Source organism: Thermoplasmatales archaeon (assembly GCA_014361195.1).
Taxonomy (GTDB): Archaea; Thermoplasmatota; E2; order UBA202; family JdFR-43; genus JACIWB01.
In genome coordinates, this window is the sequence record JACIWA010000005.1 from 63,260 (window position 1) to 76,298 (window position 13,039).

Sequence of the window (13,039 nt, forward strand, 5' to 3'; positions counted from 1 at the left end):
CACTTCTATACAAAGCAATTTAAATAATTTTCGTTTTTAAATTACTCTTTTAATTTTACCAACAGATGAAAAATGCATCAATTCATCACTTATTGCATATATTTCCATTACATCAACATCATAGCTTTTTAGTATCGGGGAAAGATATTCTTCATTTGATGCGGATGATACATCTGTTCCACTTGCCAGAGGACTCATTGCGGGCAAAACAACCATTTCCTTGCTAATTAAAAAGCAGGGTAATTTTGCTACAACACCTACTTTGTCCCTAATAACTAGGGACGGATGCTCATGTCCAATTACAATTTTATCTCCATTTGCCTCTTTATGCCCGTGAACAAATTTTATTTCCCCATATTCATATTCATCTTTAACTTCAACATTAAATTTTTTTGCAATTGTTTTTATAAAGTTATCATGATTTCCTCTAACAATAATTACTTCAAGCTTTTTGACTAAAAAATCTAAAAGCTCACTCACTTCATTCCATTCCTGCTTCAAATTCTTTCCAAATTCATGCTTAAAATCCCCGTTTATAACAATTTTATCAGGATTATATCTTCTAATTATTTCCTCTATTCTCTTTTTTATTACTTTTTTCTGATATTTTGGAATCATCGCTCCTTCCATCCTTAAAACCCCTTCATAGCCTATATGTAAATCTGAGAATACTGCAATATTGTCAATTAAAATGGAATAAAGATTGCTTATCTTAAAACCATATTTTTTTATTTCATACATTTTATCATTTCCATCAATTCTTTATGCATTTCCTTTATCATTTCTTTCCTGTCCTCCATTAAAACAACATCTGTTGAGCCAATTGCCACCATATTAAATGAAAATGGAGATGGAAGAGGATAGGTAGCAATGGTAACTTTTATCCTACCTTTCTCAACTTTCCTTATAAAATTTTTAGCATTCTCTATATCCATTGCATCTTCTTTTATTTCTCTATAAGTTTCTTTGAGAGCGGGAAAATTTTTATCTATTTCATTAACAACTTTGAAAAGCACAGATGCATTTCTCTGCTGTTTTGCAACACTCATCTCATAGCCCAGATAGTTTCTTAGAACTAATAAACTTCTTGTTGCTACATGCCTGAATCTCCTCTTCAATATCTCGGTATCGCTCAAAGCATTTGTCAGATCCCCATCCATATTTTTTGTAGAGAAAAGGGAGAAAATATCTTCCTTCCTTATCTCCTTTTTATATGAAGGATAGATTATCGCAAATCCATTGTCACTTATTGCAATTCTTACATTCACTTTATATTTTTTGGTTATTCTATAAGCGAATATTCTTGAAATTGCTTCATTTGCCTTTCTTCCAACAAGAGTATGGAAGATTATATATCTTAAACCCTCTTTCTCAAAAATTTCCACAAGCAAGTTTTTGTCATCTGGAATAAAAAAATGATTTTGCTCCATAAAATAGTTTTCTATAGCAATTGCGGTCTTTTCATCAATCTTATATTCATTTTTTAAATAATTTTTGACATCCTCACCCCTTTCTATCATTTTCTTTATTTTTCTCCTAAATTTTGATATTTCCATTGCCAAATCAAAGCTCAGGGGAAGTTGCTCTGAAAACCATGATGGAATGGTAGGACTGGTGTTCGGCTTTGGAATAACAAAAATACTCATTTCTCTTGATTTAACAAATTCATAAGTATTCCCCGCAAGAACAAATATATCTCCTTTCTTCAACCTCTCAGCAAAAGGCTCCTCAACTTTCCCAACATAATGGTAATCAGTTGTATAAACTTTTATTGCTACTTCATCAGGAATTGTGCCAGTATTGAGATAATATATTGGGCGTGCCATCTTCCCCCGCCTACCGAAGACGCCATCCTTTTCATCGAACCATATCTTTCCATAAACTTTTTTTTCTTCGAGCTCTTCATGCTCACCCGCGAGGTAGTGAAGTAATCTTATTAAATCGCTTTTTGGTAAATTTCTGTAGGGATATGCTTTTCTTATCAAGGAATATGCTTCTTCCACACTCCATTTTTTCTCTATTGCCATTCCAACTATATGCTGGGCAAGGACATCAAGAGCATTATTTGGTATTTTAACTTTATCAAGTCTTCCTTCTCTTGCTTCTTTTGCAAGAACAACACATTCAACCAGATCATCCCTATCAAGAACAACTATCCTTCCTTTTGATGTTTCATGCAGGAAATGCCCGCTCCTGCCTATTCTCTGCAATGCTCTTGTAACACTTTTAGGAGAGCCGAGCAAAATTACTAAATCTATATAACCAATATCAATTCCCAGTTCCAGGCTTGTTGAAGATACAACACACTTCAACTCACCCTTTTTTAATCTTTCCTCAACTCTTAACCTAACATCTCTTGAAAGAGAACCATGATGGGCTTCTATTTTATTTTCTAAATCTTTAAATTTGCTTTTAAGATGAAAAACAACTCTTTCAGTTGCACTCCTTGTATTTGTAAAAATTAATGTTGTTTTATGCTCTTTTATTAATTTATAAAGCAAACTGTATAAAGCATCTGATAAATCTTTTGAAGAAGTGTATATTAAATCATCTACAGGAGAAATAACTTTTAAATCCATTTTTTTGAGGAAATTTACATCAACAATTGTGCACTTTCTATTTACCCCGACTAAAAACTTTGCAATCTCTTCCATCGGGTGAATTGTTGCGGATAAACCAATCCTTATTGGCTCTTTTTCCATCCTGTATGCAAGTCTTTCAAGGGACAAGGAGAGATGAACCCCTCTTTTATTATCAGCAAGAGCATGAACTTCATCAACTATAATCCATTTAACATCTCTTAATTTTTTAGAAAAAATCGGGGCATTCAAAATGATTGCAAGGCTTTCTGGGGTTGTTATTAATATATGTGGTGTTTTTTCTTTTTGTTTTTGCCTATCCCTGGAGAGAGTATCACCAGTCCTCACACCTATTCTTATCTCTTCCTTTATATCATATTCCTCATAAATCTCTTTTAAAGGCTCTCTCAGATTTCTTTCAATATCATTGTTTAAAGCTTTGAGAGGAGAAACATATAATATGTATATTTTATCTTCAAGCTTCCCTTCTTTTGCTAAAATAAGTAATTCATTTATTCCCGCAAGAAAAGCGGAAAGGGTTTTTCCTGAGCCTGTTGGAGAGGAAATTAAAGTATTATTTCCATTATGAATTTCCATTATTGCGTATCTCTGTGCTGGAGTAAAGCCCCCAAATTTTTTTCTAAACCATTCTCTAATCTCTGGAACAAATATGCGGTATATTTCCTCATCAGTGTATTCATTTTTTGCAAATTCTATCATTCTATCATTATTAAAACTTTAAATTTAAAAAGCTTTGCCAACAATATGGTAATTTTTTTCTTCAAGAATTTTCTTTATTTCAATAATTTCATCCGCTATCTCCTCCCTAAATCCTGGCATCCTTCTGCTAATTCCTTTTTCAGTTACAAAAAATGAGATTAGGTTGGAGGGAGTAAAATCAAAATAAAAATTTCTTATTTTCAAATTTTTTATCTTCTCTTTCCATATCTCCTCACCTCTTTCTTCTCTAATCATAACAAAAGGAAACCTTTTATAAGATGATGATAAAACATAAAAAGGTTTTTTCTTCGTTTTTGCAAAAAAGCAATTGGAGAGGTTCCAACTTTATTAACTATCCCATAATTCACTATTGCATCCGCCCCCACCACAATCGCATCAACTCTATCAATAAAAGAGAAAATTGCACAATCCGCAACCAAGGTAAAATTTTTTCCAGCAAGATTCTTTATAAGTTTTCTCCCTTCAAATTTTGGACGGGATTCAGAGCATATTACTTCTAAATTTTTTGATAAAATGAATTTTTCAACGGTTGAACTTCTGCTATAAGTTAAAATTTTTGAGAAATTTAATTTCATTGAATTTTTTAAAACTTCTTCTTTTGCTTTTCTAATCATCTCAAATTTTTTTATTGCATTCCTTCCATGGAGAAATGATAGATTTGCTATTCGCCATATTGAACCCATTGAAGGGTATAAGGAGAGAAATGACAGGCATTCATTGAAAATTTCTTTTTTTCCAAGAAATGCTTTTATTCTTCTGATAAAAACATCCTCTATTTCACTCGCTCCAGAAATTTTATCCTGCCTCATCCTATATAAATTCCTCCATTTACATTTATTGTTTCCCCAGTAATATAGTCAGCAAGCTCACTGGCAAGAAAAAGACAAACTTTTGCAACATCTTCTGGCTCACCAATTCTTTTAAGAGGTATTTCATTTGCCCTGCGCCTTCTTTCTTCCTCGCTGTAATTTGCTATTATATCTGTATTTATTACTCCTGGAGCAATTGCATTCACATTTATATTCGGGGCTAATTCTATAGCTAAACTTTTCATTAGGCCAAGAATTGCGGATTTTGACGCGGAATAATGTGCTCCATGTGAAGAGCCTCTTAATGCAAGCTGTGAAGAGATAAATATTATTTTACCCTTTTTCATGTATCTAAGACAGCATTTGCACATATTAAAAGAGGCCTTTAGATTAATTTTTATTGTCTCATCCCATTCCTCCTCGCTCAGCTCTTCAAACTTTCTCCTCTTATATATTCCCGCATTGTTTACTAAAATATCAATTCCTCCAAATTTCTTGACAAATTTTTCAACTATTTTATTTGCTTCTTTAAAATTTGAGACATCTCCCTTAAGTAATATTCCTTCCGAAAATATTTTAACTTCTTTCAAAACATTTTTTGCTTCATCGTCACTCTTAAAATAATTAATTCCAACTTTTGCACCATTTTTTGCAAAAAGAATTGCGGTTGCTTTTCCTATTCCCCTACTTGCTCCAGTTATTATCGCTCTTTTCCCATTCAACATTTTAGCAATTTGCACATCTTTACCACCGCTTCAACCGCATCTTTGGCTCTGTCTATTCTTTCTTCTGCCTGCAATCTTGTAATTCCATGCCCTGTTATTGCAAGACCAATAGGTTTTTCATATTCTACTGATAAATCCATTATCTTTCTGCAGGCATTGTGCATAACAACTTCATCATGCTTTGTCTCTCCTTGTACAACTGTTCCAATTGCAACAACTCCATCCACTTCTTCGATGATGCTTTTAACTCCCAGAGGTATTTCAAAAACCCCAGGCACTTTCAAAATTTTAACAATTTTTGCCCCCAGAAAATCCGCATGCTCTTTTGCTCTTTCAAGCATCATCATTGTTATATCATAGTTAAATTCAGATACAACAATCCCTATTTTTATTTCTTCTTTCATCGATGCTATATTTTTTTAATATATTTATGTTTTTGCTGAAAAATGAAAAAATTACTGAAAAATATTTAAGGATGAGGAAATTTATTGTTATGGAAAAAATTTACAAAATGCCAAAGAAATCATTTTATACAAAAAAGATTGCTAAGGGTTGCAAGATATGCCAGAAGGGAGCAAAGCTTGTTTTATTGATAACTGGATTATGCTCATCCAACTGCTTCTACTGTCCTCTTTCAGAAAAAAAGAAAGGAAAGGATGTTATATATGCAAATGAAAAACTGGTTGAAAGGATGGAGGATATTATTGAGGAAGCGGAGCTGATAGATGCGGAGGGCACAGGTATAACCGGCGGTGACCCATTGCTTGTGCTTGATAAAACTGTTGATGCGATAAAGATGCTTAAAGATTATTTTGGCTTGGAGCATCATATCCATTTATATACCTCTACATTTGATATTGAAAAAGTTAAAGAAGTTGAAAAAGCGGGCCTGGATGAGATAAGATTTCACCCAAATATATCATATTGGAAAAATATAGATAAAACAAATCTTGGAGAAGTTATTAAAAACTGTGGAATTGATAAAGGAATTGAAATTCCTCTTATACCCCACCTAAAAGATGATACAATTAAGTTTCTTGAAGATGTTGAAAAATATGAAATTGATTTTATAAATTTAAATGAGTTCGAATTTTCTGTTACAAATGTTGAGGAGTTAAGCAAATACGGGTATGTTGCAAAAAATGATATTTCTTCAGCGGTAAAAGGTAGCGAAGAAATGGCTTATGAGTTAATTGAAAAAGATTTCTCAATTCCATTGCACTATTGCTCCTCTTCTTTTAAAGATGCGATTCAGCTCAGGAAAAGAATAGAGAGGAGAGCAAGAAATGTTGCAAAAATTTATGAAATTATAACTGAAGATGGAACTCTTTTGAAAGGAGTGATTATTGCGGAAAAGGAAAAGCTGGATGAAATAAGAAGAAAATTTGAAATAGATGAAAAGCTGATTGTATGGGATGAGGAAAAGAGGAGGATAGAAACTTCACCATTTATTTTAGAGGAAATAGTTGATTATTTGCCATATAAATGCTACTTAATTGAAGAATATCCAACCGCGGACAGGCTAGAAGTTGAGATTACTCCTCTTAATTAGCCAACAAACTAAATGTTTAAATCCCTGCAGAAGTTTTTTACAGCATTTACTATTTCCTTCTCATTCCAGTTTAAATTCAACAGATGAATATTTTCTTTTACTATTTCCTTAACTTCCGATATTTTTATTTTTTTATCGCCATCCGCTTTCATGAAAAGCAGTTTTTCTATTAGAGAGAATGCAACTATTTCCCTCAAATTATATACTTCCTTGTTTGTAAAGAATATTATGCCAACATTGTCAGATGCTCTAAATTTCATATCAGTTGCAACACCATAGAGCCCACCAGTATGGCCTATATAAGTTTCATCTCCTCTTTTCCATATCTGCCATCCGAGTCCATACTGAAAACTGTATTTTTTGCTTTCATATTGAACTCTTTGCATTTCTTCAACACTTTCCTTGCTTAGTATTCTCACACCTTTATATTCCCCACCATTCATATGAGCTAACAGAAACTTTGATAAATCAATTAAATTTGTGCGAAGACCTCCAGCAGGATAATCAATAATGCTATAATGAAGCAATGGATAATATTCTCCTCTTTCAAAAACATATGGAACCGCCACATTGCTTATATTCAAATTTGCTAGGATAAAGCTCGAATTTTTCATTCCAAGTGGCTCAAAAATATTTTCTCTGGAATATTCCTCAAAGTTTTGCCCGCTCACCCTCTCCACAATATAACCGAGTAATGAATAGCCCACATTTGCATAACTCATCTCCTCGCCAGGCGCATATTCCGCCCACGCCTGCGGCTTGTAATTTACTTCACCGGGAACTAAATATTCCTTGAGCCATGGATATGGGTAGCCAGATAAATTCAGTGTTGCGGGAAAATAGCAGTAAAATGCGGGCGGATCACTTGCTAAACTTGATTGATGGGCGAGTAGCATTCTTATTGTAATCAGCTTATCTGGATGATTTGGATTTCTTAAATTAAAGGGTAGATATTTATTCACATCATCATCCAAATTCAGCAATCCTTTTTCATATAACTGCATTATTGCGGTTGCGGTTATTGTCTTTGATATTGATGCAACTAAATATATTACATTTTCATCCGTTTTTTTATTATTTTCTCTGTCATAAATGCCGTATCCTTTGCTCCAAATTATTTCATTATTCTTGATTATGCATGCGGAAAGAGATGAAAAATGTGCTATTTCCATTATTTTTTCAATCTTCCTGTCAAAATCGTATATTCTTGTATTTCTCAATATTTTCCCTGTTGAAAATGCGGTTAGAAGAATAAATACCACACAAATTGCTACAATTTTCCTCATGAAAATAATTGTCTTAAAGTTTAAATATTTTTACTTGAGTATTTACTTAACTATTTCTTCTTTTTTTAGCTCTTCTTCTATAATATTTCTAAAGGTTTCAAAACCGAGAGAGCGAGATATTATCTTCTTTGCTCCCGCTTCAAGCAGTTTTTTAGCTTTTTCAGTTCCATAAAATGCGGTAAAACCATAAATTTTTGCGGAAGGATCAATACTTAAAATTTCTTTGGTAGCTTCAATTCCGTTTTTAAATGGCAAACCTATGTCAACTACAACAATATCTGGTCTTTTTCCTCTTTCAATCAAATATTTGTATTTTTCAACTCCTTCATTTCCATCATAAGCGGGGACTATTTCAACATTTGAATTAGCTAAATATCTTTTTATCAAATCTTGTATTAATTCGTCATCTTCAATTACAAGCATTAATTTTCTGTTCGAGAGCTTTGATAGCATATTGCTAACAAAATACTTTTGAGTATTTAAACATTTCGGTAAAATGAGAACACTTCTTACTGATAAAAAATAGGGAAATTATTTTTAAATTTTCAGATTTTTGAAGGTCTCATAAAATCTTTAAATATTCTATTCCATCACTTGCCTTATTTCCTGAGTAATCAAATGCAATTGCTTCAAAATAGGATTTTTTGATCAATGAATGAGGTAACTTAATCGAGAATGCTCCTTTATATCCTTCTCCTATAATTTTTCCATTTACTCTATACTCAACTATTAACAAGGCATCATCCTTTACTTCAATTTCTGCTTCAATTCCTCCTATTATGATTGTATTTTTTGAAGGTATCAACTTCTTACCGAGGATATAAATAAATTTTTCTTCTGGATAAACTATTCTTACCACGGGTTTTTCAAAATCATCTCCATATTTTTTCCCGACCTCCATGACTAGCAATGCCTTTAATCCCTCAAATTTAAGTTTATCACCGATTTCAAAATTAGGAATAACATTGGCGGAGAGATTAAGAGAAGTTGCTTCGAGCAATAAATTCTGCCAGATTGCGCCCGCTTCATAATACCATGCCCACGATTCACCTGCCTTACTTAAATTCAGATAGATAAAAAACAGATTTGCATTTCTTGCCCAAGATGGCCAAATCTCTCCCCTCACATCTTCATCAATCACCAGCTCAAGGGAATGATTTTCTGGCAAATAATGGAAGAAACCAGAAGAATTTGCAAAGAATATCTCAAGTGGGTATGTTGCATGGGAGCTCGGGACGGTGCGGTGGCGCCGGCCGTGAAGGGCATCGAAGAAGTAGGAGTAACCATATGAAGCCCATAGCAACTGGGATATTTCTCTTTCATTTAACTCGCCATATAAAAATTCTTCTCTGTTCTTTTCAAGCATTGCATCAACTAAATTTTTGCTCCCGTTTCCTGGAAATGGGAGAGAAGTGTTGTAAGGAGAGTAATAAAAATTGTAGGGTCTGGATGGGTAACCAACTGGCATGATAATGAGTGGCTTTTCATCAATTGGTAGGCCTATGTAATATAATTCATATGCTTTTCCAGCGGTTGTTACTGTTCCTAAATTGAGGGAGTTTGAAATAAAGTATATGTTTTGCCCTATACTCCCCATTTGAAATGCTGAAAAATTCTCATTTTTCCCACAGCTTTTATTCCATGTCAGCCCTATTTTAAGATATGCGGTGTCATAATCTCCGACCCATCTAAAATCTCCTTTCCTGAAAATTTTAAGGGAATGATTTGAAGGAATGTATCTGTAGACCCCTCCCTCCATTATTACATAAATATTCACGGAGGCGCGTCTATCCGCGCTCGCTACAAGGTTAGTTGCCCATAAAAGCGAGGAAATATTTTCAAGAGATATTTCTCTTTCAGAAAATTCTCTTATTGAAACTCTTCTTGAAATAGCATCTTCAAGTAAAATTTCTGGAAGGTGAGGAGGGGGTAAATAGATATATTCACCATTCATAGGGAGATTTGTAGAAAAAAACAATAATGCGGTTAAGAAGATTAATTTCTTCATCTTATGTCGCTAATTTGAAAAGCTCTTCCAAAATATATTTCATGGGGCAAAATAAATGGAATTAAAAAATTTGTAGTGGGGAATGGAGCAACATATGATATATTTCCATTAAAATAAATATCCGCTTTTATAAATCCGTGAGGAGCTTCACTCAAATTAACATAAGCTCCTATAAAAGAAATTCCCATAACAATAAAGCTTGTAATAAATGCACCTATTTTTTTCATATTTTTATATACACAAAAATATTTAAATTTATTGGATTTAAGAGCATGCAAGTTTGCAAAATAGAAAAAATTGTTGAAGAATCTCCCATTCATAAAACATTTTTTTTCTGTTGCAATGAATTAAAAAAAGCAAAGCCAGGGCAATTTGTAATGATCTGGATTCCTGGAATTGATGAAATACCAATGTCACTGAGCTATATTGGAGATTTTCAGGCAATAACTGTAGAGAAAGTAGGAGAAGCAACGGAAAAACTGCATAAAATGAAGGAAGGAGATAAAATCGGGGTGAGAGGACCATATGGAAAAGGTTTCTCAGAGATTGGGAAAAAAGCTCTATTTGTTGCGGGCGGAACAGGGATTGCGCCTATTATGCCACTTATAAGAAAATATAAAGGGGAAAAGCATGTGATAATTGGTGCAAGAAATAAAGATTTGCTGATATTTTTGGATGAAATTGAGGATTTTGCTGAAATCTATATTTCAACAGATGATGGAAGCATTGGCTTTAAAGGATTTGCCAGCGAGGTTGCTGAAAAATTGATTGAGGAAGAAAATTTTGATGTTGTATATACTTGCGGGCCCGAAATAATGATGAAAAAAATTTTTGAACTTTGCAGAAAAAATAAAATAAGGATGCAGGCGAGCCTTGAAAGATATATGAAATGCGGGGTTGGAATATGTGATTCATGTGCAATAGATGGATATCATGTATGCAAAGATGGCCCTGTTTTTGATGAAAAAGATTTGGAAAGGATGAAGGATTTTGGGAAATTCAGAAGGAATGAGGCGGGGAGGAAAATAAAGATATAGCTATTTCCAAACCGCAATGAATTTCTCAAAACTTCTGTCATAAGTTCTCTCCGCTTCCGGAGGGAAAAAGCAGGCGGGCAATTCTTTATTTCTTAAATGATATCTCAGGCACTCGCAGCATATTCCTTTCCTCTCACAAGGCTCATAACTGCAGGGACAATCCTTCAAATTTTTCTCTTTTCTACACTCCATGTTTTATCACCTCTTCTATTATTTTTTTATGATCGAAAGCTAAATCCGGCAAGCTATTTAAATCAAAAAATCTTGCATCAATTGCATCATCTCCCGCTACTGGCTCATCGTCTGAGGCAAGTAAAAATACAATGGATATTATATGTCCTCTTGGATCTCTATTTGGATCAGAATAAACTCCAAACAATTTTTTAATTCTTACATTCATTCCAGTTTCTTCCTTGAATTCCCTGAATATCGCATCCTCTACTTTCTCACCATATTCAACAAATCCTCCTGGCAAGGCCCATTTATCTTTAAATGGCTCATTCTTTCTCTTTATCAGGAGAATCTTATTATCCTTTATTAATATCCCATCAACCGCAATGCTCGGCTTCATATTATCACAGAGAAAACTTTTATTTTTTTCTCCGCAACATTTCCAACTTCATCATATGCAACAAATTTTATTTCATGCCAACCAAATGATGGTTCTTTCCATAACCACAAAAACGGGCTTTCATATGATACATTTTTTAGCTCATTATCTATATATAACTCAATTTTTTCCGCATCCGCAATAACTTCTATTTTTATTCTCCCTATAACTATTGCAAAATTTGAATTTATTTCCATAACTTCCTTTCCAAAAATATACAACTTCCCTTCTTTTGGCTTAACAACATTTATTGAAGGAGGAGAGAAATCAAAAAAGCAATGCGCATCCGCCACCGCGGGCTTCTTTTCGGTGTAATTTCCCTTCCTCAATATGCTGTAAAATTCATAATAACCTTCCTCCTCTGGTATGAAATCAATTTCACGCTCGCTTTCCAGTGTGCAATATATTTTCCATTTCCCTCCAAGCCCTATTTTCTTCCTGTAGTATATATCAACTGTTGAATTATTTTCCGCCTCAACCCAAACTTTTATTGGAGCATTTGATTTTTCATCGCTTACATAAACCCTTGAGGTCAATGGCATTTGAGAAATTTCAATTGTGGGGTCACCAAGGAGATTATATTCATAAAGGGTGAGATAATCGTGTTCGCCTTTAAATGTAATTGTGTTTATATAATCTATTTTTGCTCTCGAAAAAATTTCACCAACACTTCTACATCCATCATAATATGCCCTGAAAAATGCTCTATCAAGATAACCAGCAAGTCCAGATTTTATTCCATTTCCAAGATATACATATGCAACCCTGCTACTGCCAGAATAAGCAATTGCTCCGTAATTGCTCAAAACAAATTTTTCACCAAAGCAATCTGTTGTATCAAACTCATTTGTGGAGCAGGCCATTGCGAAAACAATCGGTAAGTATTTATTCTTCAGCATGCTTAACTCATCAATCCAGAAGCCACCGCTCTCCCATCCCATTCCATATGGATTTCCATGGGATGCAAAATTTAAAAGCATTGCTCCTTCATTTATAAATTTTGCAATGTTAATTGCATTTGCATCCCCATCTTTTATATAATCACTTGTTTCATATAGCCTTATAACATCAAAATTTATGTAGTTATTTATCTCTTCTTTTAAATATTCACCTTCTCTCTCTTTTGTGTCCCAAAAAAGTTCCACTCCAACCATTATAGCTTTCATTGGAGGAGTAGAGTAATTTATTATCTTTTCAATTGCAATATTTAATTCATTTAAATCACCCGCTGGTAATCTTGATAAATGTAAATCGGGGACTAAATCTGGCCTATCATCAATTCTCTCTCCATATTTTTTATCTTTATCAGCATCCCATGAAGAGAAAGAGCCATTTGAATAATATATGTCCGCATAATACAGGTCACATGGAGTTTCTTTAGGCTCTTCTATGGAAAGGGAAGCATATCTAACAGGAAATATGTCCGCATCACCAACAAGCATTACATATTTTATTCCCCATTCCTCAATTGCATTCTTTATGAAATACTTCACTTTTTCTGCATCATCTCTTCCTTTTCTTGCTGATGAATGAGTATAAATTTCATTTAACCCTACTACTATTGTTTTTATTCCCTTGCTTTCCTTATGCTCTTTAAGCAAAGATAGCTCGCTTACCCATGCATCAGGAGAAATTATTAGGAAATCATATGTTGAAGCGAATGTTTTCTCTGGCAAAGAATAATCAATTTTT

At 33.6% G+C, this 13,039-nt stretch carries 14 protein-coding genes and 1 pseudogene; 2 read left to right on the forward strand and 13 right to left on the reverse strand.

Annotation, left to right across the window (positions count from 1 at the left end; translation table 11 throughout):
* Window positions 1-36: 36 nt before the first annotated feature.
* From H5T44_04325 to H5T44_04350, 6 genes and pseudogenes are all read right to left on the reverse strand, one after another.
* A complete protein-coding gene (locus H5T44_04325; protein MBC7081449.1) occupies window positions 37-741 on the reverse strand; it encodes a metallophosphoesterase in 705 nt (234 codons plus the stop codon).
* Window positions 729-3,299 (reverse strand): ATP-dependent helicase, encoded by a 2,571-nt coding sequence (locus H5T44_04330; protein MBC7081450.1) that lies wholly within the window; start codon window positions 3,297-3,299, stop codon window positions 729-731. The genes H5T44_04325 and H5T44_04330 overlap by 13 nt, the downstream gene beginning before the upstream one ends.
* Window positions 3,300-3,323: 24 nt before the next feature.
* Window positions 3,324-3,626, reverse strand: a pseudogene (locus H5T44_04335) (hypothetical protein).
* On the reverse strand, window positions 3,551-4,129 hold the full coding sequence (locus H5T44_04340) for a hypothetical protein (GenBank protein MBC7081451.1): 579 nt from the start codon (window positions 4,127-4,129) through the stop codon (window positions 3,551-3,553). Before H5T44_04340 ends, H5T44_04335 begins: the two are co-directional and overlap by 76 nt.
* Window positions 4,126-4,854, reverse strand: a complete 729-nt coding sequence (locus tag H5T44_04345; GenBank protein ID MBC7081452.1) for a glucose 1-dehydrogenase — start codon at window positions 4,852-4,854, stop codon at window positions 4,126-4,128. Before H5T44_04345 ends, H5T44_04340 begins: the two co-directional genes overlap by 4 nt.
* Complete coding sequence (locus H5T44_04350; GenBank protein MBC7081453.1) at window positions 4,848-5,258, reverse strand: 6,7-dimethyl-8-ribityllumazine synthase; 411 nt, start codon at window positions 5,256-5,258, stop codon at window positions 4,848-4,850. Before H5T44_04350 ends, H5T44_04345 begins: the two co-directional genes overlap by 7 nt.
* A 107-nt stretch (window positions 5,259-5,365) precedes the next feature.
* Here H5T44_04350 and H5T44_04355 point away from each other — a divergent pair, with 107 nt between their 5' ends.
* Entirely contained in the window at window positions 5,366-6,406 is a 1,041-nt protein-coding gene (locus tag H5T44_04355; GenBank protein MBC7081454.1) for a radical SAM protein, read from the forward strand.
* A gap of 8 nt (window positions 6,407-6,414) precedes the next feature.
* Here the strand turns inward: H5T44_04355 and H5T44_04360 are convergent, their stop codons facing one another.
* From H5T44_04360 to H5T44_04375, 4 genes are all read right to left on the reverse strand, one after another.
* The gene (locus H5T44_04360; GenBank protein ID MBC7081455.1) at window positions 6,415-7,692 is read right to left on the reverse strand and encodes a beta-lactamase family protein; all 1,278 of its coding nucleotides are present in this window, start codon (window positions 7,690-7,692) and stop codon (window positions 6,415-6,417) included.
* A gap of 42 nt (window positions 7,693-7,734) precedes the next feature.
* Window positions 7,735-8,145 (reverse strand): response regulator, encoded by a 411-nt coding sequence (locus H5T44_04365; protein ID MBC7081456.1) that lies wholly within the window; start codon window positions 8,143-8,145, stop codon window positions 7,735-7,737.
* 109 nt (window positions 8,146-8,254) lie between these two features.
* Window positions 8,255-9,700 carry a nitroreductase family protein gene (locus H5T44_04370; GenBank protein ID MBC7081457.1) on the reverse strand — a complete coding sequence of 482 codons (1,446 nt, stop codon included), beginning with the start codon at window positions 9,698-9,700 and terminating at the stop codon, window positions 8,255-8,257.
* Window positions 9,697-9,927, reverse strand: a complete 231-nt coding sequence (locus tag H5T44_04375; GenBank protein ID MBC7081458.1) for a hypothetical protein — start codon at window positions 9,925-9,927, stop codon at window positions 9,697-9,699. Before H5T44_04375 ends, H5T44_04370 begins: the two co-directional genes overlap by 4 nt.
* A 45-nt stretch (window positions 9,928-9,972) precedes the next feature.
* Here H5T44_04375 and H5T44_04380 point away from each other — a divergent pair, with 45 nt between their 5' ends.
* Window positions 9,973-10,737 (forward strand): dihydroorotate dehydrogenase electron transfer subunit, encoded by a 765-nt coding sequence (locus H5T44_04380; GenBank protein ID MBC7081459.1) that lies wholly within the window; start codon window positions 9,973-9,975, stop codon window positions 10,735-10,737.
* Here H5T44_04380 and H5T44_04385 read toward each other — a convergent pair whose 3' ends face one another.
* The 3 genes from H5T44_04385 to H5T44_04395 all read right to left on the reverse strand — a co-directional run.
* Window positions 10,738-10,929, reverse strand: coding sequence for a hypothetical protein (locus H5T44_04385; GenBank protein MBC7081460.1), 192 nt, complete (start codon window positions 10,927-10,929; stop codon window positions 10,738-10,740).
* A complete protein-coding gene (locus H5T44_04390) occupies window positions 10,919-11,308 on the reverse strand; it encodes an NUDIX hydrolase (GenBank protein MBC7081461.1) in 390 nt (129 codons plus the stop codon). The genes H5T44_04385 and H5T44_04390 overlap by 11 nt, the downstream gene beginning before the upstream one ends.
* Window positions 11,305-13,039: hypothetical protein (locus H5T44_04395; GenBank protein MBC7081462.1), on the reverse strand; the 1,735-nt coding region annotated here is incomplete at its 5' end. The genes H5T44_04395 and H5T44_04390, both read right to left, overlap by 4 nt.